Here is a 24,136-nt window from a genome sequence, read left to right on the forward strand (position 1 = left end):
GGTCGACGAGGTCTCGACTCTCAATTGCGCCTTTCAACCTCCAAGCGATACTAGATCTATTCAGCGATGTTTCTTCATCGCGTGTTCCAACCCCTGACGAAGAGACTCCACGGTATAGGGTTTCACGATGAGTATCGCGCCCACTTGCGCGGCTTCGGTTTTCACTGCGTTGTCACCTGTCGCGAGCACCAAGCATAGATCGAGCCGGCGCGCCTGGACCTCCCTTGCGAGCTGCAGACCTGAAACGCCGGGCAGGCCGACATCCGTGAGTAAAATGTCTACGAGCTGCTCATCCAGGAGCTTTAGGGCCTCTTGAGCCGTTCTGGCTTCTTTTACTTTGTATCCGATATCGCTCAGCATCTCCGTCGTGGTAAGGCGGATGAGGTCGTCATCTTCGACGAGCAACACGGTTGCGTCCTTGAGAATCTTTTCATTGGCCGAGTGCCGCGCCCCCCGAGCCGCACGTCTTTGAGCTTGATTACCCAAGACGTGTCTGATTTTCCGAGCGAGCGCCTCGCGGGTATAAGGTTTGGCCAGAAGCTCTACTCCGGGATCGAGCCGCCCGCCGTGCACGATGGCGTTCTGAGTATAGCCGGATGTGAAAAGCACAGCGACATTAGGCAATCGTTCCTTGGCCTTTCGCGCAAAGTCCGGGCTCCGTAGGCTGCCAGGCATCATGACGTCGGTGAAGATCAGATCTATCGGGATGCCGCTATCGACGACAACGAGTGCACTGGCCGCATCTCGCGCCTTGACGACGCGGTAGCCGAGTTCGGTCAGCATCGAGACCGCGACTTCGCGAACCTCATCGTCATCCTCAACCACGAGAACGGTTTCCGCCCCACCTTGCACCTCGCCTGACGCAGGCCCGACCAGAGTATCTTCGCTTGCTGCCGATCGCGGGAAGTACAGTTTCACCGTGGTCCCGGCACCTACCTCGCTGTAGATTTTGACGTGTCCGCCAGACTGCTTGAGAAAGCCGTAAACCATGGCGAGGCCCAGGCCCGTGCCCTTGTCCTCGGCCTTGGTGGTGAAAAATGGCTCATAAACCCGTTCCAGGATGTCAGGCGGAATGCCGGTGCCCGTATCAGTCACAGCGATCATCACGTATTGTCCCGCAGACAATTCGTCATGCTGCCTGACGTATTCGTCGTCCAAGAAGGCATTGCTTGCTTCGATCGTCAGTCGGCCTTCGCCGTTCATCGCGTCGCGGGCGTTGATCGCGAGGTTCAAGACAGCATTTTCAAATTGATCCGGGTCAACTAGGCTATTCCATAGCCCGCCCGCGACTACCGTCTCGACTTCGATCTCCCCGCCGAGGGCGCGACGGAGCATCTCGTCCATGTTTTTGATCAGGCGACCGGCGTTCACCACTCTTGGCTCCAGCGGCTGCCGCCTCGCGAAGGCAAGCAATTGAGAAGCAAGTTTCGAACCGCGGGCAACACCTGCGAGGGCGCTTTGGACCCTCATCTCAGCCCGGACGTTGCCGGCGATGTCTTTGCTCAGTAGCTGCAGATTTCCACTGATTACCTGCAGCAAGTTGTTGAAGTCGTGCGCAACGCCACCGGTGAGTTGCCCGATCGCCTCAAGCTTCTGCGAACGGATCATGGTCGCCTGCGCCGCCTGGAGTGCGGCTTCCGCCTCGCGGCGTTCGGTGATATCCCGCGTCACCTTGGCGAAGCCGAGAAGCTTGCCAGCGTCGTCCCGGATCGCGTCGATCACGACGTGTGCCCAGAACGTAGTGCCATCTTTTCGGACCCGTTGACCTTCGTGCTCCCAGCGCCCCTCTCGGGTCGCCGTCTCAAGGCCAATCCCGGGAAGCCCGGCGGCACGGTCGCCTTCCGTGTAGAAATCGGAGAAATGTCGGCCAATGATCTCTTCGGGGGCATAGCCTTTGATGCGCTGCGCACCTAGATTCCAACTTGCCACGTGGCCACCGGCATCCAGCATGTAGATGGCATAGTCGGTCACACTTTGAACGAGCAAGCGGAACTGTTCTTCGCTTTCGCGCAGCTTTTTTTCGGCGGCCCGTCGCTCGGTCAAATCGCGGGTGATTTTAGCGAAGCCGACCAAGTGCCCTTCGGGCGAGCGGATCGCGTCGATGACTACATGGGCCCAGAACTGCGTGCCGTCCTTGCGGACACGCCAACCTTCGCGCTCGAAGCGGCCTGTACGCTCGGCCTCTGCCAGCGCTTGCGCAGGGACACCCTGCGACCTCTCAGCGTCGGTGTAAAAGGTCGAGAAATGACGACCTAATATCTCATCCGCCTCATATCCCTTGAAGCGCCTCGCACCTGGATTCCAGCTGGTCACGCGACCCTCGCGGTCCAACATGTAGATCGCGTAGTCAGTGATCGCCTCGACGAGCAGCCGGTAACGGCCGTCGCTCGTCTGTGCGGCTTCGAAGCGGTTGGAGACTTCCATACAAATCCTATCCCAGCCCCAGTGGGTTGGGACACATTTCGATGAAACGCCGCTCGGTCAGTCTTGGTTCCTAAAGGCGGCACGGTTGTTTCGTATGGAGGATGACGGAGGCCAACCCCAAAGTCACATTGCAAGCGTAGCCATAAGCCCAAAGGACGGTGTGCGAAGTGCGCCCGCCGAGCCGGCTTTCCAGCGGCTCGCGCAGACTGGGAAGTTGCCGCCTTGCAAGGTGCCGTCCGATCGGTCGGCTCAGCCGGGCGGCTAGTTTAGCAGCGCCTCAAAATGAAACTTAAGTTCGTTTTGCAAGTATGGTTTGGACAAGAACCGCGTTCCCGAAGGCATCTGGTCGCTGGGAGGTGTGACTTGACCCGAAGTCACAAGGAGCAAAATCGGTGGCCATCGGTCCCTGACGACCGCGATGAGCCTTAGCCCGTCCATTCCGGCATCTGAATATCAGTGAACAGAATGTCGATGTCGTTCCGCCGCTCGAGCAGCTCTATCGCCTCGTCGGCGTCAGCGGCTTCGATCGCCTCAAAACCCAGATCCCTGACCATATCGGCTGCGCCAGAACGGAGGAGGAAATCATCCTCGACAATCAAGACGACGGGCATGCTACTCACAATGCGTTTTTAGTTTTCGATTAATCAGCCTTAACAATCAGCCACTTGATAGGTTCCGGCGAACATTGTTCCGATTGAACCGTTATAACGGGTCACTGGCCTTCGAGCGGATGTTGATGAGGTCCAGCACATCCACGCAGTTCCCAAAATACTTGACTCGGTTGGCCGTATCACCGGGATGCGTTTTGTCGCAATTGCGAGGGTGAGAACGGGCAATTGGGTCTGCTGTGCGGTGCGGGACCCCACCAATTTTGGTTTGCCACTAGGCGGCGAGCTTCGCATTGAGAAGACGACAGGCCGCAAGACCAGCGAACACAGCGAGGTCGTCGTTATCAATGATGTTCAGACCGACGGTGCTTATTGTAATCACCCGTCTTCTGAGCAATACGGCTTTCGGAGCTATATTGCGGCGCCCATCAAGCTTGTTGATGGCGCGGTCTGGGGCATGCTCTGCGCTCTCGATCCCGAGCCTCGCGATCTGGACCGGCCTGAAGTGATCAGCACGTTCGAACTGTTCGGTGAGCTGATAGCCGCTCAGCTAAGTATGAACGCGCGCTTCGAGCAGAGCCAATCTGATCTGTCGATACGCGAGTCCAGTCTGCGCAAGAGCGAGCACGGTCGCATGTCGGCCGAAGAGAGCCTTAGGCTTAGCCAGGCCGATCTGGTGGATGAGAGGAGAACGGCTGAGTTGCGCGAACAGTTCATCGGAGTGCTGGGCCATGATCTGCGCAATCCGCTGGCCTCGATCGACGCGGGTCTGCGCATCCTCCTGAGGGATATCGATGATGGTCGATCTCAGGCCATTATCACTGAAATGCAGAAATCGGTTCTGCGGATGGCCGGCCTCGTCGATAACATCATGGATTTTGCCCGCGGGCGGTTGGGCGGAGGCTTGACGATCAAGCCCGACGCTCGACAGTCGTTAACCCCGGTTCTTGAGGGAGTGGTGAACGAAGTCAGGTTGGCGTGGCCTGACAGAAAAATCGAGACAGTCATAGAAATCAAAGAACCCGTCCGTTGCGATCGAAGTAAACTCGGTCAGCTCTTCTCCAACCTGCTGGGCAACGCCATCACCTATGGTGACCCGGCGATGGCGGTCATGGTGACAGCTTGGACCAACGAGGCCGAGTTTGCGCTCACCGTAACGAACTACGGGACGCCGATTTCTGACAAAGCAATGACGCATCTGTTTCAGCCCTACACGCGCGGCGACAGGCCCAGTCAGAACGGTCTGGGTCTGGGTCTGTATATTTCGTCGGAAATCGCGCGTGCCCACAGTGGTAAGCTGGACGCGGTGTCTACTCCGAACGAAACGACTTTCACTTTCAAGATGCCGTTGTAGCACTGGCTGAGCTACGTGGGTCCCGTGTCACTGGCAGGCATCCTGTTGGAATGCGCTGCGTCTTTCTGACCCGCGAAAGTCAATTCCGGCTTTGCTCGCGAAGCGCGTGATTTCCCGGAGTTCTGCGCTCCGCAACAATCACCGAAGGTGGTTATCGTTCTGCCATGCCAACGAGCAATCCTTTACATTTTCGATGAATCAAGCTCGGTTCCGTAATCAGTCGCTGGTTCGAAGACAAATGACCAGAAGTACCGTTCGCTTTTTCTTGAAGTTTGCGAACTGCTGATGTATGATCTCAATTATCGATACTGGCCGAACAACTGTTCCGCTTTCGCCTCAGATCCTGACGGCGCGCACGTTTCAGACATTCTCCATCATCGACTAACCGGACGGCTGGCCGCAACTCTGCGCGCCAGGTCCTGCGCGCATAAGAAGGAAAACCTGATGAAAACCGGTACAGTGAAGTGGTTTAATACCCAAAAGGGCTTCGGCTTTATCCAGCCATCAAACGGCACCAACGACGTCTTTGTTCACATCAGCGCGGTCGAACGCGCCGGTATGGGAACTCTGAGCGAAGGTCAGACGCTATCTTACGATGTCGTCGCGGACCGTCGTACTGGCAAGTCCGCTGCCGAAAATCTTCGTGCTGCTTAGTTAAGAGCACGACAGACCTGTCGCTCTGGCCACGGATGTACTGGCAGAGCTTGTGGTCCTGCCCCGCTCCCGGGTTATCGGGGGCGGGGTTTTTCATTCAAGCAGGTAAGAACGCGAACAGCGGGCGCCACTGCGGTTTCTTTGACTGTTGCGCCTGTGCCCGATGACTACGTCAGCATGTTCACCAGCCGCATCGGGACGTGATTCCTCAATGCCAAGCAGGAGATCCAATGAGCATAATAAAACGTCATCTGGCCGAGCAAGAAGAACGCATGGGAGATTTGCATCGATACAGGAGCGCTTGTCTTGGATACCGCCACAGACGAAGTCTACTTCTCCGCGGACGAAGCGGCTTACAAGAACGCATACGTCACGGTGTTCCAAGCCTGGGCGAAGGGTACGATCAAGGGCACCGCGGAACAGATATTCGAGGCTACAAAATCCATTCTTGAAGACTAGCAAGACCGCCGATAGACCCCCTAACGTCGAGAAAGCAAATATGCCATACGCCTATAAGCTAAATGAAGAGGTTCGGCACCACGCTCAAGGTCCCCAAGGACGCGCCGCAACTGGACTGCCAAGGATCTACACGATCGTACAGTGCATGCCGATCGAGTCCGATGGACGAGTAAGATATCGCATCAAGTGCAGTTCCGAGAACATTGAGCGCGTCGTTACGGAAGATCAGCTTTCGTATTTTCACTGATCTCTCATCTTTCCCGCAAGCGTTCAGCAGATAGTGCCCGAAGGCAGCAGGGAGGAAAAATGTCAGACCGGCGAGAGCTCTATCGGAGCCCAAACGGCGACGCATGGTTCATCGCACGCGAGCCCACAAACGGTTACGCTTTCATCATCCACCAGCCCAATGCGCCCTCTGGTGGCCGGCTATCTCACGTCGAGCTGGGCGAGTTCTTGCGTGACGGGAAGGGGCCCGAACAGCAAGCATTGTTGCGATTGATCGGAACGCTGGTCGAGGTCCCGCCGTTTGCGTAGGGTCGACTCCGGCCGGCCACATGCTGCCAAAGAGCTGCGATCCTTCAGTGCACGCCAGAAGCCCGGACGGGGTCATCCAGTCACTTCGCGTAACCCTGTGATCGGAGCCAAGCGATCCGACGCTCTCCGTTCATCCATTCGTCAATATCGGCTTTGCTCGTGAAGCCCGTAATCTCTCGCGCTTCTGCGCCCGGGTACTCGGCGATGATAGCCCATGCGCCCTCGGATTTACGAACTGGTTTGAAGCTTACTTTTATTTTTGCCATGCCGAACTATGTAGGAAAGCGGCCGAAAAGAGAACCCCGTTTGAGCCATGTTCGGCCTGGAGTAATATGCAGACGCCGCCCGCCCGACCGAGGATGCCTTACTCTGGTGCGATCCTGTAAACATCACCGGGTTCGAGGTGGAGTTCCTCGAACATCCTCTGTTGCTTTTCAGTGAGGACCGCCGGCACAACTTCCGCACTCCAGCCTTCGGGAACGGCCGCAAGGACTAGCGTCAATGCCTGATTAGGCTTGGCTAAGGCGAGCCACATCTGCTTCGTCGGCCGCGGAGCGTCGTCCGAGGTCACCTCAACGATCGTGAATGAAGTGCCGAACGACTCTGCCATCAATGGCTAACCGCGGAATTGCTAAGAGTTGTAATAACTAGCTGGGTCGCGGAAGGCGGACGGGGCCAGCAATCAGTTTATAGGTGGGCACCCAAGCGGTGTTCCACGATTCCATGGTCGCGCCGCAAACCGAGCACTCGAAGCTGGCGATCTGCCGACCCGGGGCCATCGCCTCGGTTCGGCTATAGACCGCTCCACAGTGGCAGGTTCGGTAGTGGGAATCGGACATCCCCCATTTATGCGCTTAAAAGGCGAGACGGGCCACTGCGAAGATAGAACTAGGCTGCTGAGGATGGAAGCAGGATGGCCGGTGAAGCCGGGAGATACAGGCCTACAACTGGAATGTTCGATGGCTAAGTCTGGCCCGCTGTGCGTGCGCCGCCTTGCCCGCAGCAGTGCATATAGTTACTCTCCACTGGCTACCCTCCACGCGAAGCTCAATTCGATACTGGCAGAAACTTCACATGCCAACGACGACACGCGAGTACATTGATTTTGGGTCGAGAACAGCGTTCACGCCGCGGAGCAATATGGGACGCCGGGCGCTTCACAAAGCGTGGACGTATTGGTTGACCGCCTCGTTGAGGGGGCCAAGATTCAAAGCATCCCGCGAGACGCCCTTGAGAAAGAGGTCGGTGATCTAAAGCAGTATATCGCGCCAACCGGGTCGAGCACGATCGCCGCAAGTGATTTCGACTTGCACAGAGCCGACGAAGTCGCGTCCATCTTTGCTCCGATCACGAAAGGCACTGCGAGAACGGCTATGCCAATGCGAGAGGAAATAAAGCGAGTGATACATGCTGCGACACCCGGTATGTCGCAGCAGCTCTACTCAACACTGCTTGTGTTAGGCGAGCTCCTTAGCAACGCGCTCGACAGAATCGATGAACTCGAGAAGAAGGCCAACGGTCCATCGGTAGACAAGCGCTGATCGCGCGCCCGATCTCATTGCTCAAGTGTTTTCCGGCCACCTAGAAACGGCACTAGGTTAGCCGCAGGCGAGATCTGCCGACTGCGTTTGGCCCATAACCACTTGCTATAACTGCTTCGTTAGGTGGCGGCGGGCCGGCGTTTGGGGCCGTATCACTGAAGCGCTTGCCACTGCACAGATGCCGCTGTCCAGATGATCGACACCTCCATTGTCCGCGTGCATCAGCATGGAGCCTGTATCACACGAAACCAGGGTCAATCGATGGGAAGGTCCCGCGGCGGCTTGACGAGCAAAATCCATGCGGTGGTTGATAGCAATGGTCTGCCGGTACGGCTGGCGCTGAGCCAGGGTGAGGCCCATGACGTTCGACTCGCCGGAAAACTGCTGTCTCGTCTGAAATCCGGGTCAATGCTGCCTGCCGATCGTGGCTATGATGCGAACTGGATCAGGGAGCTTGCCATGAAGAAGGGCGCGTGGGCCAACATCCCGCCGAAAAGCAACCGCAGCGATCCGATCTGCTTCAGCCCCTATCTCTATCGTGCTCGCAACCAAGTCGAGCGGTTCTTCAACAGCATCAAACAATGTCGTCGGGTGGCGACGCGCTTCGACAGGCTGGCCGCCAACTATCTTGCATTCGTTCAGCTCGCGTCAATCAGGCTATGGCTGCGTCTTTATGAGTCCGCGTCCTAGTCCGCAGGCATCAGTGCGACGTACCCTCGAATGACGCTATTTTACGCTTTCCTGATCTCTGACGGTATCTGAAACCACACCTTGCTAGTACTAGGGGCGGTCATCCCAGATGCGCTCGCAGGGCCATTTAGTCGATTGACTTCGATAGGTAGCGGGATCGCCAATACTTCAAGCGGCGCGAATTTTCCTGTGAATTCAAGACTAAAAAGTTGCGGCGGGTATACCGCCGGCATTTGTCCGTCAGATTTGAAGATTTGTTCTTACAACTCAACGACGAAACGTCGTTCGAAATGATTGAGTGGGAGTAGTGCCCCCGGCGGTGATCAACTAGATTGGCGCAGGCGTGTTCTTGATGGGTCTGGCCTGTTACCCGTTCGACTTAACTCCGGGGAAGCGGATATCCCAGCTGAGGTCCGAGATCCATTGCGTCTTCACTGATGGAGTATCGCAGCGCGCTCGATCGTACACAAGGGTCGGGCGCCTAAAGCTTGGCTCGGAGCACCGACAGGTTTTGGCGCGAGCCGGCCACTCATTATCTGCCTCGATCGCGTTGGCCGGAGCTAGTCAATTGGCACATGTTGGATTGGAGCGAAAGCTAAATTGTTCAAATTAATTATGAGGCGGCGTGTGCACGACGTGTGCACCGGCACATCAAGAAAAATCGCGGCAAGGCAACGTGTGCGGGCTTGTGGCGCATGTGCAGGTCTGGGGTTTTCCGAGGCCAGGAGGCCGGCGAGTGCTTACGAGCCGTGTCAGTTGTGGGACAATCGACAATCATGGGTTTGACTTCCACTCTCTCCGCCATCTCCACGAGTTTGTACGCCAGCCTACGATATTGAGCTGTTTGCGCGCGCTAGCGCGAACAGGCGTCTCGATATTGAAGTGCGTCGGACAAATATTGAGAACCCAGCGGAAGATTGCCGTCAGCCGGGGTAATACAACATAGCCTTCGACAAAGCGTCTGCCGTTAAAGACGACTTTGCCTTCAACGCGTACGTGTAGTCATTCGGCGGGGAGTCGGACGACAATCAGCGCCGGGGTCATTCTCGACGTAGTAAAATCAGGTCTCTAGCGCCGCAGTGCGGCTGATTAAGGGGTCAAAGCCCGATCAGCACTCACACTATGGGGCTCAGTGGCAAAATGCCATCCGTGCTCATGATTGATCTGGCTCTACCAACGCCGCGTCGCTATCGTGCAACTGGACCGAAGAGGCCCGGCATTGTTGCCGGGCCTTTCCACCCGATGGCGGCTAAACGATTGGACTTAGAAGTCCATACCGCCCATGCCACCCATACCGCCACCGCCGCCAGCTGGCATACCGCCGCCCGCGCCTTTCTTCGGCAACTCGGCGACCATAGCCTCGGTCGTGATCAAGAGCCCCGCAACCGACGCTGCGTTCTGGATCGCTACACGTACGACTTTGGTCGGGTCGATGATGCCTTTAGAGATCAGGTTGACATATTCGCCGGTCTGCGAGTCGAAGCCATAGGCGTATTGATCCTTCTCCAGAATTTTGCCAATGATAACCGAGCCGTCTTCGCCTGCATTGATCGCGATCTGGCGGGCCGGCCAGGACAGTGCCTTGCGCACGATCTCGACGCCGGTCTTCTGGTCGTCGTTCTTGGTGCGCAGGCCCTTAAGATGCTCGGATGCGCGCAGCAGGGCGACGCCGCCGCCGGGAAGGATGCCCTCCTCAACCGCCGCACGGGTCGCATGCATCGCGTCATCCACGCGATCCTTGCGCTCCTTGACCTCGACTTCAGTTGCGCCGCCGACGCGGATCACCGCGACGCCGCCTGCGAGCTTGGCCAGCCGCTCCTGGAGCTTCTCACGGTCGTAGTCCGAGGTGGTTTCCTCGATCTGCGCCTTGATCTGCTGAACGCGCGCTTCGATGTCCGCTTTCTTGCCCGCGCCGCTGACAATGGTGGTGTTCTCCTTGTCGATCATCACCTTCTTGGCGCGGCCGAGCATGGTTAGGGTGACGTTCTCGAGCTTGATGCCGAGATCTTCCGAGATCGCCTGACCACCGGTCAGAACCGCGATGTCCTGCAGCATGGCCTTGCGGCGATCGCCGAAGCCCGGAGCCTTGACGGCCGCGACCTTGAGGCCGCCACGCAGACGGTTGACCACGAGGGTGGCGAGAGCTTCGCCTTCAACATCTTCCGCAATGATAACCAGCGGCTTGCCGGACTGCACGACTGCTTCCAAGAGCGGAAGCATCTCGTTAAGGTTAGAAAGCTTCTTCTCGTTGATCAGGACATAGGCGTCTTCGAATTCAGCGCGCATTTTGTCGGCGTTGGTGATGAAGTAAGGGGAGATATAACCGCGGTCGAACTGCATGCCCTCGACGACTTCGAGTTCTGTCTCGAGCGATTTGGCTTCCTCAACCGTGATGACGCCCTCGTTGCCGACCTTCTTCATGGCGTCGGAGAGAAACTTGCCGATCTCGGCGTCACCGTTGGACGAGATCGTGCCGACCTGGGCGATTTCCTCGTTCGAGGTGACCTTCTTGGAGTTCTTGACGAGGTCGGCGACGACGGCTTCCACAGCCAAGTCGATACCGCGCTTCAGATCCATCGGGTTCATGCCGGCTGCAACCGACTTGGCTCCTTCTCTGATGATGGCCGCGGCCAGTACGGTCGCGGTGGTGGTGCCGTCGCCAGCAGCGTCGGCCGACTTGGAAGCGACTTCGCGCACCATCTGGGCGCCCATGTTCTCGAACTTATCTTCGAGTTCGATTTCCTTGGCGACGGTGACGCCGTCTTTGGTGACGCGGGGAGCGCCGAACGACTTATCGAGCACGACGTTGCGGCCCTTGGGGCCGAGTGTCACCTTGACCGCGTTGTTGAGAATGTCGACGCCGCGTAGCATGCGATCGCGGGCCTCGACGCCGAATTTAACTTCCTTGGATGACATGATGATCTCCGTTTGACTGGTCAGATCCCCAGAAGGCCGCGCAATTGGGCGACGTTCTTGAGGGCTGAGATCTAGATTGCGGGCCACATCCTTCGAGACGTCCGCTGCGACGACGCCTTAGGATTAGGAATCTGGCTGGCCCTTACGCGACCTTCTTTCTGGCGGCCGGAAGATCGGTGAGAATGCCCATGATGTCGCTCTCTTTCATGATCAGCAGATCCTGGCCGTCGATCCTGACTTCAGTGCCGGACCACTTGCCGAACAGCACGCGGTCGCCGACCTGCAGATCGATCGGTATCAGCTTGCCAGCTTCGTCCCGGCCGCCTGGGCCGATCGCCGTGACCTCGCCCTGCGAGGGCTTTTCCTTGGCGCTATCCGGAATGATGATGCCGCCGGTGGTCTTCGCTTCGGCATCGATACGCTTGATTACAACGCGGTCGTGGAGCGGACGGAACTTCATGGCGTCCTCCTTCGCTTTTTGTGATTATTTGGATTGGCAGTCGTAATGAACGAGTGCTAGCGCCCTTTACATAACCCCGAAACTCGAAGGCGCAAGGGTTTCGGGGCGTTTGTCACGTCAATCCCTCATGGGCGAAACATTTTGGCGACCAGCTTATCTGCCGACGGTTGGCTTCAGGTCGTGTGGGTAACTTGCAAATTAGCCGTTTAGGTGTGGTCTCTCAGGAGGTTGTCCATCTGGTCTGAACCGAGGAGGAAAGTAGGCAACGCGCTCATATGGATGAACCACAGCGTTCTGCCCGATGCCTCGACTGCAATCGTCCAGGTCACGGTCTGGATCGACATTTGCATGGGCACGTTCTATTCGGCCATGCTTCAGAAGCGGACCACCGGATGAAGGGTTTGATCAAAGGCTTCCTCGATTGGAGCTTTCGTTGAGTACGGTGAAGGTTCTCGAGGCGACGACTTATCGTTTCAGCGAACACGTTCGGCTGTTGCCGCACCGCTTGATGCTTCGTCCGCGCCAAGCCCGCGAGCTTCGGTTGATTCCAGCAACGTCTCGGTGACGCCGCATGCGGCCTTGACGTGGGGCCACGATGTGTTTGGCGATGCCATCGCCACGGCCACGTTTCAGATGACAGCCTCCAACCTGGTGATCGCCTGCGCCACGGAGGAGCTTCAACTCGACGCCGTTGAATGGCCGGTGTTCGATATCGCTGTCTCGGCCATGTCTTATCCATTCCGCTATTCTGATGAAGACTGGACCGATCTCGGCGCCTTGGCTCTCCCCCAGTTTTCGGACACGGTTGGGCTCCTGCGAAATTGGGCGCAAATGTTCGTGCGAGGAAGTCGGACTGACACGTTATCGCTGCTGAAGGATCTCAGCGTCGGCGTCTCCGAAGCTATCCGGTATCCGTGAGGATGAGGGCACCCAGACGCCGGTAGAAACCCTGAATCGTGGCTGGGGGTCATGCCGAGATTATGCGGTGTTGTTCAGCGAAGCAGCACGCATGCTCGGGTTCGGAGCCAGAATCGTCTCCGGCTACTTTTACAATCCAGAACACGACAACGTCGGATCGGTCGGTGCGGGATCAACCCATGCGTGGGCGGAGATCTTCGTACCGGGAGCTGGCTGGATCACATTCGACCCCACAAATCGTAGCCTCGGCGGCTTCAATCTAATCCCAGTCGCGGTCGCGCGCGATATCCGGCAGAAGATCCCAGTGTCTGGCAGCTTCGTCGGTAGCATCGGCGCTTTCGCTGGGATGTCCGTGGAAGTTCTTGTCACGTCTTAGATCGACGGGACATTCGGCGGCTCCGGCCGTGAGACGTAGAGGCCTTCGACATTGCGCACTTTGTCCACGAAATTCGGATCGGTTGAGAGCTTGAGTATCTCCATCCGGTGCGGCTGCAGCAGAAAGCCCGCCGACACCAATAGGCCCTGGTCTTGCCTATAGCGGGAGCTCCCATGAGTGGCCTCGTCAGGGCAGCTCTCCAAAGTTCTCACGATCACGGTTTCGATGCGGGCTTCGGTCAATCGTGCGCGGCGCGCCGGAGCGCGGCTCGTCGTGCAGCCCGGCCACGCGCTGCTCCATAAAACGACGCTGCCATTAGCCTGCGGTCCGCCGGTCCAGGCCAGCTTGGTGCGACTTCCGGTTCTCACCACCCTCCGACAGCTCAGCACGATCCGGGCTCTCAGAGCCAGCGCCTGCGCGGTCTTCCGACGCGTCGTCAGCGTCAGTTCGGCACGCTCATCGGCGCTCGATATCGGGTGAGAGCGTGGCAAGCAGATCAGTGGCGCCAGGTTCGCTGGATCCCCAATCCTACGAACCGATCACTCAGCTCTTTGTGGGGGTCCTCAAGAGTTCGGCTTCCACGCCGGCTGCGCATGCCTTGGCGAAGGAATAGTCCATGCTCGTGGAGGCAACGGCCTTCACGTATTCGGTGATGACGTTGTCTCTTGAGTATGGGCCGGCCGCCTTAAATTTGGTGACGGCGCCGTCAGCCGCAGTGAACTGCGTGACGCACATGGGGACCAGGATCGACATGCGGCCGTTGCTTTCTGCCGTTGCGTTCATGATTCTGGCAGTGCCGTCGGTGACCCAGCCGCCCCACCCAAATCCGATCGTCATTGCTGCAATAGCGCCGAAAGCGATACCTTGCAGGAAGCGAGTCCGGGCCTCACCCTGCAGGATTGCGGGTATTCTCATAATATCTCCTTTGTCGCGCACACAAGCGCGTTCACAGCCGCGGACGCCGCTTGCATCCGCGCTTGGTCAAAGCATCTGGTCGAAAAGATTGCGCCTTCCGATGGCACTCTAGCTGCCGCTACGACGACGAGCCGCGACGTCGGACGTCGCCGCTTCATGGACAGCTTCAAGGTGACAATGGCCACCCGTAGTTGAACCGTAGACTGTTATCCTGATGCTGTACAGCACGTTCTTGGCTTCCAGCTGGTAGACCCACGCAACCGCCGCGCACATCGAAGCGATGCCTCGTCGGTCAATGCATTAACGACGTGTCGGACTCGAAGCCACGCCCGGCTGCAAAGGAGACGGTGCAGCGCTGGCGCTCAAATGGCTAAGCGCGTCGCATTGCCGCCTTGTCAGGGTCCAGCCCAAAAGAAAATTGCGATTCTGCTCGCTATTCGGCAGATAGCCACTATATCTAACACATCACCGCGTGCGCCCCGGGCTGTTATCGGTGACTGAGAGCGTTGCGCTCCCGCCTCAACCAACAAGGCGGTCACATGTCAGATACCCTCAAATTTGATCTTCGCGATTGGCTGGTGCCTCCGGTGCTGTTGCCGATCTTCTTTGCGCTGCTGATCGCTGCCGCCGTGATTGTTCAGTGGTAGTCCGTCCCAAGTGACGTGACGGTAATGGAGTCTGAAAAGAAAGCAGGGGAGGAATGGCAAATACCGCGATCATCAGAGATGCCTACGGCGTTCCGGCGATGTTTGTCGGTTCGAAAACCGGCAAGGACGATGCCGCCTTTGTGTTTATCAGGGTTGGCGACGAGGAGCGCCGCATGCGGTGGGCCGAATGGAATTCGCTCCCCGCCTGGACTGGCGTTCGTCCGTCTTGGGCGACCAAACCCTAACGCCGACCAGCAGGATTAAGATCTGACGCCGAAGCATCCATCTGACCGGTTGGATGAAGAGAATCACGACAATGTTGCACATCCTGTCGCGCCGCCTTGGCTCGCGCCAAATCATGTCGACTGTATCGACCAACGGCATATCGCCTCGGTATGCGCGTCTGGTCAGGAGAATCTATGGCCATCGAGCATGCTACAGTGCAGGTTGCGCGCAAACCGTGGGGAATGGGCGATCTCCATCCATGGAGTAGCATCGACGTTGCCGGTGACCTGGTCGGAGAGTTATGGTTCCAGCGCGCGCATCAGCCTGCACCCATCCCCGCCTTGCTGCTCAAATTGCTGTTCACCAGCGAGCCCTCGTCGATTCAGGTTCATCCGGACGATGAATATGCACGCTCAATCGGCTTGCCCAACGGCAAGACTGAAGCCTGGTACATTCTCGCAGCAGCCCCAGGCGCGCGGGTTGCACTGGGGCTGAGGCGGCGACTCACGCCGCAAGCATTGCGCGCGGCGATCAGGGACGGATCGATCGCCGATCTCACGCAATGGCGGCCCGTCGCGAAGGGCGACATCGTCTTCGTCCCCGCCGGTACGATCCACGCCATTGGCGCCGGTATCGTGCTCGCTGAAATTCAGCAGCGTAGCGATACGACATTCCGCCTGTTTGATCATGGAAGGCAGCGCGAACTGCATGAAGAAAGCGCCGTCGCTATTGCCGACGCCGGGCCTGTTCGGACCCAATCCGATCCACAACGCCTCACTGCAGGTCGAACAGCCCTGATCACAGACCGGCATTTCATCATTGAGCGGATCAATTTGCCGGCGAGCTCGAATTGGTCACTCAATGCCGATCGGGAGACTTGGATTCTTGCAATCGAGGGCGGGGCGCGCATCGGATCGACGGACGTGTCGGTCGGTGACGCTATCTTCATCGAGCGCGATCGAACCGTCATCGAGGTCGGCGGGGAGGGCATGCGCGGCCTGATGGCCTATCCGGGACCTGATCCCGTGGTTGCCTTGCTGCAGGAGGCCGGAGAGCTGGCCAAACCTGCCGGCATGTCCGCCGGTCCCGCGCCGAAATCAGCCGAGACTGTCGAGGTACAAGCATGACGTCACTCCGCCGCGTCGCCATTATCGGCAATTCGCTGCCTCGCCGATGCGGGATCGCAACCTTCACGACCGACCTGCAGCAGGCGATCTTTACGTCGCGTCCGAATCTCGAAGCCTGCATCGTGGCGATGACCGATCACGGTCAAAGCTATGATTATCCCAAGGCAGTCGCTTTTGAGATCCAGGATGACAAGATCGAAGACTACATCCATGCAGCAGACTCTCTGAACGTCGGCCGGTTCGACGCTGTGTGTCTGCAGCACGAATTCGGAATTTTCGGTGGCGAAGCCGGAGGCCACGTCCTCGAATTGCTGTCGCGCCTCACCATGCCTGTCGTGACGACGTTCCACACCGTGCTGGGCAGTCCAACGGCCGCGCAACGGGCGGTCATGGAGCGCATTGTCGACGCGTCCTCGAAGGTTGTCGTGATGGCCAACAAGGGCCGCGAACTGCTCCGCAGCGTCTACCGGGTGCCGGATGACAAGATCGAAGTCGTAGCCCACGGCATTCCCGACGTCCCGTTTGTCGCGCCCGATGCGGCGAAGGCCAGGCTCGGGTTTGACGGAAGGTCGGTCATTCTGACATTCGGCCTGCTGTCCCCCAACAAGGGCATCGAAGTCATGATCGACACCATGCCGTCGATATTGGAGCGTCGAGCGGATGCGGTGTATGTCGTGCTCGGCGCAACCCATCCGAATTTGATTCGAGACGAGGGCGAGGCGTATCGCAATCGCCTGATGAGGCGCGTCCGCGAGTTGGGTGTCGAGGACCACGTTGTGTTTCTCGACCGCTTCGTCGACCTGCCCACACTGCTCGAATTCATCTCGATGTGCGACGTCTATGTCACGCCCTACCTTAACGAGGCGCAGATGACGTCGGGAACGTTGGCCTATAGCTTCGGACTGGGGAAGCCTGTGGTCTCGACACCTTACTGGCATGCCCGCGAGCTGTTGGCCGATGGGCGAGGGGTCCTGGTGCCGTTCGGCGATTCGGCGGCGATCGGTGGCAGGATCGCGGAGCTGCTCACCGACGACGTTCGCCGTCAGGCGATGTGCCGGCGTGCCTATGCGATCAGCCGAACAATGACGTGGGAGCGCGCTGCCGAGCGCTACATGTCGATATTTGAGAGTGCGGCCCAGAGGCACTGGCTCAAGGTCATTTCGCCGTCCAATGCCAGCGGGCTCGACTCACGCGGCCCTGCGGTCCCGGACATGCGAATCGGTCATTTCATATCAATGTGCGACGATACCGGACTTTTCCAGCACGCCGTGCACTCAGTGCCCGATCGCTTGCACGGCTATTGCGTCGATGACAACGCTCGCGCGCTGCTCTTGGCCTGCGCCCTCAATAATCCAGGCGAACAGCCGCTGTCGGAAGTCTTGACGGCCCGCTTTGCCGCTTTCGTTCAACATGCGTGGAATCCTGACACCGGCCGGTTTCGCAACTTCATGGGCTTCGATCGAGCCTGGCTCGAAGCCAGCGGTTCCGAAGACAGTCATGCGCGAACGCTTTGGGCCCTCGGCGAGACCGCGCGCAGCGACGCAACTCCGGCGCGGCGCCAGTGGGCGACAGCCTTGTTCGCCGAGGCTTTAGCGGCTGTGGAGAGCTTTCGTTCACCTCGGGCGTGGGCGTTCACGCTTTTGGGTTTGCGCGCTTATTGCGCCGTGGCTCCGGATGATCTCCACGCTCAGGAGACCCGGCATTCTCTTGCCAACAAATTGATGTCTTGTTTGGCCTCGGTCGAAACACCAGACTGGGTGTGGTTCGAGGAAGGGTTGGCTTACGATAACGCGCGTCTGCCGCAGGCTCTGATCATGACAGGCGCGGCGACGCAAACGCCTGAATACGTGCAGGCCGGCTTGAAGTCTCTGCGCTGGCTGATGACGCGACAAACGACGCCGGCGGGGCACTTCCGGCCGGTCGGCACCTCAGGTTTCGGCGAACTGCGGCAACCTCCCCGCGCCTTTGATCAGCAGCCCGTCGAAGCGACGGCCACGATCGCTGCCTGCCTTACGGCCTGGCGGGCGGATGGCGACGCCGAGTGGAAAGCGCTTGCGACCCTTGCCTTTAGCTGGTTCCTCGGCAGGAACGACCTGTCTATCGCACTGGTCGATCCGAGCACCGGCAGTTGCCGCGATGGCTTGCACCCGGACCGTGTCAATCAAAATCGCGGCGGCGAGTCCGTGGTGTGCTATCTGCTTGGGCTTGCGGAGATTCGCCAGCTTGCGCGCGTCAACGCCGACCTGACCGAGCCCGCGGCACTGCGCGCCATGGGCGCATAGACCTTGCCCCCTGCTCAAGCGATCGAGGACACCGTGTCACCGGCCACCTTTCTGAACCGGCAGGCGCTCTATTTGCGTCCCGACCCCGCGCGGGTGATCGTTCGCCCATTCAAACCGGCGACCGAACCGCGCGATCTCAACCCGACCGACAAGACGCGCGCAAATCATATCGTCGACCGGGTTCTCGCCCTCGACCCCGAAGCCGTTGCCTCGCAGCTCGCGGACGTGCTTGAAAACTTTCTTGGCCGGCATCGGAATCTTCTGGAGAAGTTCGAGGCTCGCGCAGACGAAATGGAGGACGCGTTCACCACGCATGGAGTTTTCTCGAATATCCAGCGTCAGCTAATTGGAGCCTACTTTCTCAATGAGTATTCGTTCGAAGCCTCTGCCTTGTTCAACCCCAGCATCGTGCCGCATCCCGACCAATCGGGCGCGCCGAAGGACGGCTTGCGCTTCATTCTCAGCCTCCGCGCCATCGGTGAAGGCCACGTGTCGTCACTGACGTTTCGGACCGGCACATTCGCAGCCGACGGCAGTGTAACTATTGATCCGACGGCGCGCCTTGCCTCGAGCCCCCGGGTTTGTCAGCGCGCACCCGGACCGGACGGCGATCATGTCGAACTGGTCTTCAAGCCCGAGGAAGACCTCAGCGAGCGGGTCATCTTTCCGGTCACCGAATCCCAGTCGAACGGCATCGAGGACGCCCGCTTTGTCGAGTTCAGCGAGGGCGGCCGAAAAACCTACTATGCCACTTATACCGCCTACAGCGGACGGGCGATCCGCTCCGAACTGATTGAGACCGGCGATTTCATGTCGTTCCGGTTTGTGCCGTTGCGAGGGGCCGCGGCACGCAGCAAGGGAATGGCGCTGTTTCCGCGCAAGGTCGCGGGCAGATACGCCATGATCGCGCGACAGGATAATGAGAACCTGTATCTGATCTACTCGGACGACCTGTACACCTGGAACGGCGGTCAGGCCATCCTGAAGCCAGAATTTCCCTGGGAGTTTGTTCAGATCGGCAATTGTGGATCACCTATCGAGCTCGATGAGGGGTGGCTGCTACTGACACATGGCGTCGGCCCCGTGCGCAAATACTCGATTGGGGCCGCATTGCTGGACAAGAACGACCCCTCGAAAGTGCTGGCACGCTCCCGCGAGCCGTTGCTGCGGCCCGAACCGTCGGAGCGCGAGGGATACGTCCCCAACGTCGTGTATACCTGCGGGGCGATGCGGCATAACGACCACATCATTCTGCCATATGCGGTCTCGGACACCTTCTCCAATTTCGCGACCATCAGGATTTCGGCGCTGATGCAGGCGCTAAAAGGTTGACTGCCGCTTGCGCGGCGTCATTTCGTCCGTTGAAAGATCAGGAAGCCAAAATGAGCGAACGACTTGAAACGCTGAAGAAAGCCCGTGAGCGCATGATCGAGGACAGGGATGCACATGCGAAGGTGCTGGCCGCTCCTTTTGACCGGGATAAGGCCGAGCGGGCACGCAACAAGTTCGTCGAGATGCAGATTCTTGTCGATGCGCTGGATCGCGCCATTAGTGGTGAGCAAGCTGTTTCACAAAGAGGCTGAGCCGCGGCGGCAGTGAGGCGCAGCATCGATGAGGAAGCCTGCGCCTGTTGTATTGCTCCAACCGAAGCTCCGGCGCTTCCGCTCTCACCCACAAAGCGAATTGCGCGGTAGCTTATAGTTCACGGTCAGCAACGTGTCGTTCGCGTAGTCGAAAATCAGATTATCGACTTCTGCCATTTCGGCCCGCATTGCATTACAGCAGAAGACCATCCATCGATTGGACGCCTGCCCCTTGCAGATGGCCTGATAGAGTTCTTTGGCATCGATGATAAGATTGCGGCATCCCCCAGCTGAGGCGACGTCCAATCGAGCCCGAATCTCCCTCCTGAAGCGATCAGTTGAAATCATTGCCTATCTTTCTGCGCAAGGCTGGTAGTCGGAGAAGGTCGGCTGACTGGTAACGGAGCGCTGGCGTGACGTGCTAACTGAACACTAGAGGATTGGACGCGGACACCAATAAAAACGCCGCCCGCTTAAATAAAGCGCAGGCGGCGGCTTACCAGCCCCGGGAGGGTGAGAGTAAATCCCGATGAGAATGAGTATCCAGCGCCGTGCCGAGGTTCATCGCTTTGACAAAACGCTTAGAGAGGTGGCTGTAGACCCGGCGAGGCCAACCACTTGTTAACCTCCCCGGCAGCATCGATCTGCCTGGCCTTTCGCAAGAGTTCCGTGCGGCAGATGCCAGGGGGCATCCCGTTGGCCTGCTGGCGCAAATTTATTGCCTCTTGCGCAAGACGGTACTCGAACGTCGATGATTGTTTCAGGATAGGTTGGGCCGACATGCTTCGTGCTCCGCTGTAAGGTTGAGGGGAGCGCTATTCGCGTCCTTACCACCGATAGATGCTACGGGCCGGTCGGCGGTGATGGGAGCCTGCGCCTTTATCTGCGACATAGCCAGGGCTTTGTTCTATTTCCTCGCACAGGATGTGCAAACTGGCCCCAGGGTTTCGCAGCTGGGTAGATCACTCGTCGCCTCTGGACCTCTTATCAGAACGATCAACGCGGTCCGCTCGAAATTCCGCAGGCCCGTCAAGCAGTCGCCTCTTTCTCGTCGATTGGACCTTGGAGCTCGCGGAGGTGTCAGCTCTTTCATCTATCGCAGTGCCAGCCAAGTGAAGAGCACGCTTGCGCTGCCGGCCCACGCGACGACCTTTGACATCCTCTTGCATCATCCTACTGACTCCCTGAGTTGGAGCTATTTGGAATGCAACGAACGGCAGCCGTGAAACTCAGCAACCGCGGCAAATATTCTTTAGCTTCGCTGCGGTGCGAGCTTCTTCCGCAAGGAAAGGATCCTTATGGACAGGCGATGAGTCAGTACTGCTCGCGGAGCGCTCCCTCGCTTTTGGAGGAAAGGCTGCGTCGTAACAGGACAGGCGCGCGCTGGTGCTCTCGATCGAACGGCAATTCGGCTCCGCCGCGAGAGCCGCTGGTGCTGTACCGAACGCTGATGCGAGGAAAAGCGCGGCCGTACACATACCTGTTCGAGCCATTATCATGCTGAACGCCCTTCTATTTGATGTCTGCTCGATCGGGTTTTGCCGGGCGCATGTTCGAAAGCGGCTTACCGGGGGCCACACCAGTCCTTCCGATTCGACTTGCCGCGTGTCAGGTCCCTGCTACTTCTTCTTTGCGGACCCCAAATCCGGCTGCCAAGCGGCATCTTTTCGGCTCGGCGCCGCAGCGATCACCTTCGCCTTTTCCTTCTTCGGCTTCTTGGCTTCGCGATTGCCGCGTTGCTGGCCCTTCGCCATGTCGCTCTCCTGTGATGGTTCGAGTTCGTCGAGTTCGTTGGGCTGCAACACTCGCCCACGGGGAGTGCAGACCCTGACGTCCATGTAGCCTTCGCGCAGCAATTTTCGCGCAAGTCGCAATGCGACCTTTGCCGTGCCGCGGCCGAGGTTCGAGCTGCCGTATTCGTTGGTCCCGCTGACCAGATACGGCACGCGTGTTGCCCTAGCCATTGAGGATGGCGGCCGCGCACACAAGAAGTAGAAGAAACAAGGGAACGATCACCGGCGGCACGATCCATTCAGAGATGCGACCATGCGACATCGAACGCTCCTGCGAAGCCTTCGGCGGGAGCACACGTGACCCTCAGTCACCGGTCGAAGCCGTTGAGAAGTGCGGTGATGCCAGCAACCCTACGCCAGTGCTGAACGAATAGCGAGGGTTAAGTGCCGCGCGGGTGCCGGCTCCGCTGTGACAACTTCGTCCGCGGGCAGGTCACAATAGTGCTGGCTATTGCCGCGCGAGCGGCGCATGGTCGGGACTGCCAGCAACGGTTGGGGCTTCACTTGCGAAAGGCAGCGTGCATGACCATCCGCTCGCGGCGAGAAACCGTCACCTTCAAACATCCGTTCCGAATCCGCGGCGTCGAGCGCGTCTTGCCAGCCGGCGCTTATGAAGTCGTCACGGATGAGGAGACGATCGAGGGACTGACCTTCTCAGCCTATCGCCGTATTGCTACAATGATCACCGTTCCCGCTGAAGCCGGCTGCGGAACGACGGAGATGTTGTCGATCGGCTCGATTGATCTTGCGAACGCACAAGCTGCGGACGCGAGTATCGTCCATGACTGACCTGCCGGTCGATCTCGACAAGCGCCGCGACATGGCCGCGCAGAAGGCCACCGACCTGCGCCGCACCTTGGCTGACGTCGAGGCCAATCTCCGTGAGGTGCGTGAGCGCGAGGCTGATCTCGAAAACCGCATGATGAGCGTTCCTGCCGCGTCCTGGCCGGAGGCGGCTGTGAAGGCACGCCATCTGCTCAACCTCTATGCTGCAAGTCGGCCCGCCGGGGATACGCGCCATCGCGCACTGGTGGCAGCGCTGTTCGGCGATTTCGCCCGGCTGTCGGGGGAGATCTGAGGCGAACGTTGGCCGTTAGCACTCTCGGCCTGACCGGGAAGCGGAAGGCAGCCACAGACGATGATTGGAGGGCCGTGCCGGGTCCCAATCACGTAGCTGAGAGCCAAGCACGACGTCGACCCGCGAAGACCTAGATATGCGTTCAGGTCCTCTCGCGCTGACGCCGACATTCTCTAAACGGGGCGCTCATGATGATCAGATATTTCTTCGATATCAGAGACGATCAGGAGCTCTACCCTGACGAAGATGGAATAGAGTTTTCCACGCAGCGAGAGGCGGAGATAGAGGCGGCTCACACGTTGAAAGGATTGGCACGTGATTTGGCGGGTCAGGAAGACCGCCGGGACGTTGCAGTGGACGTCCGAACGGAGGCGGGCCGCTTGTTTCAGGCGGCACTGATCTTCGAAGCCAATAAATCCAAGTAACAGACCTCTCCTTGTTGCGCGTTTGGACTGTTGGAGATTCTGTTCCGCGTTTGGGCGGCCGTTGCATTGCCCAACTCGCCGCTGCGGCGATCAACAGACGAGTTCGCCGGTCCAAACCTTGAAGCTGAGTAACGTGTTGGGGCCGAATGTCTGGGTGATTGGAACGTCCGCGGCATCGCGGCCCTGTGCGATTAGCACGCGACCGATCCGCGGAATGTTGTTACGCGGATCGAATGTGTACCAGCGCCCGCCGATATAGGCTTCGAACCAGCCGGCAAAGTCGCCAGCGGCATATGGAGGTGCCATGCCAATGTCGCTGAGATAGCCCGTGCAGTAGCGCGCGGGAATGTTCATGCAGCGGCAAAACGCAATAGCCAGATGTGCATAGTCCCGGCAGACGCCGTTGCCTTCGTTAAACACTTCCCAGGCAGTCTTGGTGGGACGGGCGTGTTCGTAGCCGAAAGCGATGTGGTTATGGACGAAGTCGCAGATGCCCTTGACCCGTGCCCAACCGGGCGCGGTCTTCTCGAACAACTTCCACGCTACGTCGGTAAGTCGGTCGGTCTCGACATATCGGCTGCCGAGCAAATACACGATGGTGTCCGGAGGAAGATCTTCCACCGCATGTTGCTGCGCTGATGGTACGATCAGGTCGGGCAGGCCGCTATCTCGTACAATGCCGTCCGCTGTGAGGCGCATGCGGCCGGCGGGCGCAACAAGACGGCTACACCAATTTCCGAAACCGTCGCGATAGGGCGAGATGTGCACTGACGGCTCGCTGACAAGATGATCTGGCACGACGATGTCGGATGCCCGCGTGAAGTGGGTGCCGACAACTGCAATCAGCGGCGTCGGTTGCGGAAAGTCGTAGATCATCTCGAAGCCGACGCGGATTTTCATGGATCTGACTCCAATGAGACGATTGAGAACGTCGCATGAACTGTCTGCGCATCGTCACCGACGAATGCCGCGAGCGCTCAGGCGCGAATGGTATGACATCGCAGCTACGATCGCCAGCAGCATGCTCGTTTGCGACGGACCAACCGTCCAATTCCTGACCGGAACCCATTTCTAACTGAGGGCTTACTAAAGGATGAAAATGCGATCCGGAGTCAAACCTATGTCGG

The 24,136-nt window shown here is 58.7% G+C and carries 21 protein-coding genes and 2 pseudogenes; 14 read left to right on the forward strand and 9 right to left on the reverse strand.

What is annotated here, in order from left to right; translation table 11 throughout:
* Positions 1–60 precede the first annotated feature (60 nt).
* Positions 61–2,424, reverse strand: a complete 2,364-nt coding sequence (locus tag RAD15_RS02435; RefSeq protein WP_458173988.1) for a PAS domain S-box protein — start codon at positions 2,422–2,424, stop codon at positions 61–63.
* A gap of 425 nt (positions 2,425–2,849) precedes the next feature.
* On the reverse strand, positions 2,850–3,035 hold the full coding sequence (locus RAD15_RS02440; protein ID WP_458173990.1) for a response regulator: 186 nt from the start codon (positions 3,033–3,035) through the stop codon (positions 2,850–2,852).
* Between the two features lie 157 nt (positions 3,036–3,192).
* Between RAD15_RS02440 and RAD15_RS02445 the strand changes: the two genes are divergently transcribed.
* The 3 genes from RAD15_RS02445 (at position 3,193) to RAD15_RS02455 (ending at position 5,499) form a co-directional block, all read left to right on the forward strand.
* Entirely contained in the window at positions 3,193–4,386 is a 1,194-nt protein-coding gene (locus tag RAD15_RS02445) for a GAF domain-containing sensor histidine kinase (RefSeq protein WP_458175003.1), read from the forward strand.
* Positions 4,387–4,830: 444 nt separating this feature from the next.
* Complete coding sequence (locus RAD15_RS02450) at positions 4,831–5,040, forward strand: cold-shock protein (RefSeq protein WP_458175005.1); 210 nt, start codon at positions 4,831–4,833, stop codon at positions 5,038–5,040.
* A 306-nt stretch (positions 5,041–5,346) separates the two neighbouring features.
* Positions 5,347–5,499 (forward strand): hypothetical protein, encoded by a 153-nt coding sequence (locus RAD15_RS02455; protein WP_458173992.1) that lies wholly within the window; start codon positions 5,347–5,349, stop codon positions 5,497–5,499.
* A gap of 898 nt (positions 5,500–6,397) precedes the next feature.
* On the opposite strand, the gene RAD15_RS02460 is transcribed toward RAD15_RS02455, so the two are convergent.
* Positions 6,398–6,643: a hypothetical protein gene (locus RAD15_RS02460; RefSeq protein WP_458173994.1), complete on the reverse strand. Its 246-nt coding sequence runs from the start codon at positions 6,641–6,643 to the stop codon at positions 6,398–6,400.
* A gap of 999 nt (positions 6,644–7,642) precedes the next feature.
* On the opposite strand from RAD15_RS02460, the pseudogene RAD15_RS02465 reads away from it, so the two are divergent.
* Positions 7,643–8,264: pseudogene (locus RAD15_RS02465) on the forward strand (IS5 family transposase); the annotation flags it as partial.
* 1,263 nt (positions 8,265–9,527) lie between these two features.
* Here RAD15_RS02465 and groL read toward each other — a convergent pair.
* Positions 9,528–11,180, reverse strand: a complete 1,653-nt coding sequence (gene groL, locus RAD15_RS02470) for a chaperonin GroEL (RefSeq protein WP_458175007.1) — start codon at positions 11,178–11,180, stop codon at positions 9,528–9,530.
* A gap of 142 nt (positions 11,181–11,322) precedes the next feature.
* Complete coding sequence (locus RAD15_RS02475; RefSeq protein WP_458173996.1) at positions 11,323–11,640, reverse strand: co-chaperone GroES; 318 nt, start codon at positions 11,638–11,640, stop codon at positions 11,323–11,325.
* Positions 11,641–12,073: 433 nt separating this feature from the next.
* Here RAD15_RS02475 and RAD15_RS02480 point away from each other — a divergent pair.
* Positions 12,074–12,934 (forward strand): annotated as a pseudogene (locus tag RAD15_RS02480) (transglutaminase family protein).
* Positions 12,935–13,477: 543 nt separating this feature from the next.
* Here RAD15_RS02480 and RAD15_RS02485 read toward each other — a convergent pair.
* Positions 13,478–13,870, reverse strand: a complete 393-nt coding sequence (locus RAD15_RS02485) for a hypothetical protein (RefSeq protein WP_458173998.1) — start codon at positions 13,868–13,870, stop codon at positions 13,478–13,480.
* A gap of 679 nt (positions 13,871–14,549) precedes the next feature.
* On the opposite strand from RAD15_RS02485, the gene RAD15_RS02490 reads away from it, so the two are divergent.
* The 6 genes from RAD15_RS02490 to RAD15_RS02515 all read left to right on the forward strand — a co-directional run bounded on the left by RAD15_RS02490 (position 14,550) and on the right by RAD15_RS02515 (position 19,713).
* The gene (locus RAD15_RS02490) at positions 14,550–14,741 is read left to right on the forward strand and encodes a hypothetical protein (RefSeq protein ID WP_458174000.1); all 192 of its coding nucleotides are present in this window, start codon (positions 14,550–14,552) and stop codon (positions 14,739–14,741) included.
* Between the two features lie 71 nt (positions 14,742–14,812).
* Positions 14,813–14,989, forward strand: a complete 177-nt coding sequence (locus RAD15_RS02495; protein WP_458174002.1) for a hypothetical protein — start codon at positions 14,813–14,815, stop codon at positions 14,987–14,989.
* Positions 14,916–15,848 (forward strand): class I mannose-6-phosphate isomerase, encoded by a 933-nt coding sequence (locus tag RAD15_RS02500; protein ID WP_458174004.1) that lies wholly within the window; start codon positions 14,916–14,918, stop codon positions 15,846–15,848. Before RAD15_RS02495 ends, RAD15_RS02500 begins: the two co-directional genes overlap by 74 nt.
* Positions 15,845–18,130, forward strand: a complete 2,286-nt coding sequence (locus RAD15_RS02505) for a glycosyltransferase family 4 protein (protein WP_458174006.1) — start codon at positions 15,845–15,847, stop codon at positions 18,128–18,130. Before RAD15_RS02500 ends, RAD15_RS02505 begins: the two co-directional genes overlap by 4 nt.
* Positions 18,131–18,163: 33 nt before the next feature.
* Positions 18,164–19,462 (forward strand): glycoside hydrolase family 130 protein, encoded by a 1,299-nt coding sequence (locus tag RAD15_RS02510; protein ID WP_458174008.1) that lies wholly within the window; start codon positions 18,164–18,166, stop codon positions 19,460–19,462.
* A gap of 50 nt (positions 19,463–19,512) precedes the next feature.
* Complete coding sequence (locus tag RAD15_RS02515) at positions 19,513–19,713, forward strand: hypothetical protein (protein ID WP_458174010.1); 201 nt, start codon at positions 19,513–19,515, stop codon at positions 19,711–19,713.
* 84 nt (positions 19,714–19,797) lie between these two features.
* On the opposite strand, the gene RAD15_RS02520 is transcribed toward RAD15_RS02515, so the two are convergent.
* Positions 19,798–20,061 carry a hypothetical protein gene (locus RAD15_RS02520; protein ID WP_458174012.1) on the reverse strand — a complete coding sequence of 88 codons (264 nt, stop codon included), beginning with the start codon at positions 20,059–20,061 and terminating at the stop codon, positions 19,798–19,800.
* Positions 20,062–21,332: 1,271 nt separating this feature from the next.
* Positions 21,333–21,677, reverse strand: a complete 345-nt coding sequence (locus RAD15_RS02525) for a hypothetical protein (RefSeq protein WP_458174014.1) — start codon at positions 21,675–21,677, stop codon at positions 21,333–21,335.
* 351 nt (positions 21,678–22,028) lie between these two features.
* On the opposite strand from RAD15_RS02525, the gene RAD15_RS02530 reads away from it, so the two are divergent.
* The 3 genes from RAD15_RS02530 (at position 22,029) to RAD15_RS02540 (ending at position 23,009) form a co-directional block, all read left to right on the forward strand.
* Complete coding sequence (locus tag RAD15_RS02530) at positions 22,029–22,295, forward strand: hypothetical protein (RefSeq protein WP_458174016.1); 267 nt, start codon at positions 22,029–22,031, stop codon at positions 22,293–22,295.
* Positions 22,288–22,584: a hypothetical protein gene (locus tag RAD15_RS02535; protein WP_458174018.1), complete on the forward strand. Its 297-nt coding sequence runs from the start codon at positions 22,288–22,290 to the stop codon at positions 22,582–22,584. The genes RAD15_RS02530 and RAD15_RS02535 overlap by 8 nt, the downstream gene beginning before the upstream one ends.
* A 188-nt stretch (positions 22,585–22,772) precedes the next feature.
* Positions 22,773–23,009 (forward strand): DUF6894 family protein, encoded by a 237-nt coding sequence (locus tag RAD15_RS02540; protein WP_458174020.1) that lies wholly within the window; start codon positions 22,773–22,775, stop codon positions 23,007–23,009.
* Positions 23,010–23,099: 90 nt separating this feature from the next.
* On the opposite strand, the gene RAD15_RS02545 is transcribed toward RAD15_RS02540, so the two are convergent.
* On the reverse strand, positions 23,100–23,909 hold the full coding sequence (locus RAD15_RS02545) for a transglutaminase-like domain-containing protein (protein WP_458174022.1): 810 nt from the start codon (positions 23,907–23,909) through the stop codon (positions 23,100–23,102).
* Positions 23,910–24,136 lie beyond the last annotated feature (227 nt).

It is taken from the genome of Bradyrhizobium sp. 14AA (genome assembly GCF_054185205.1).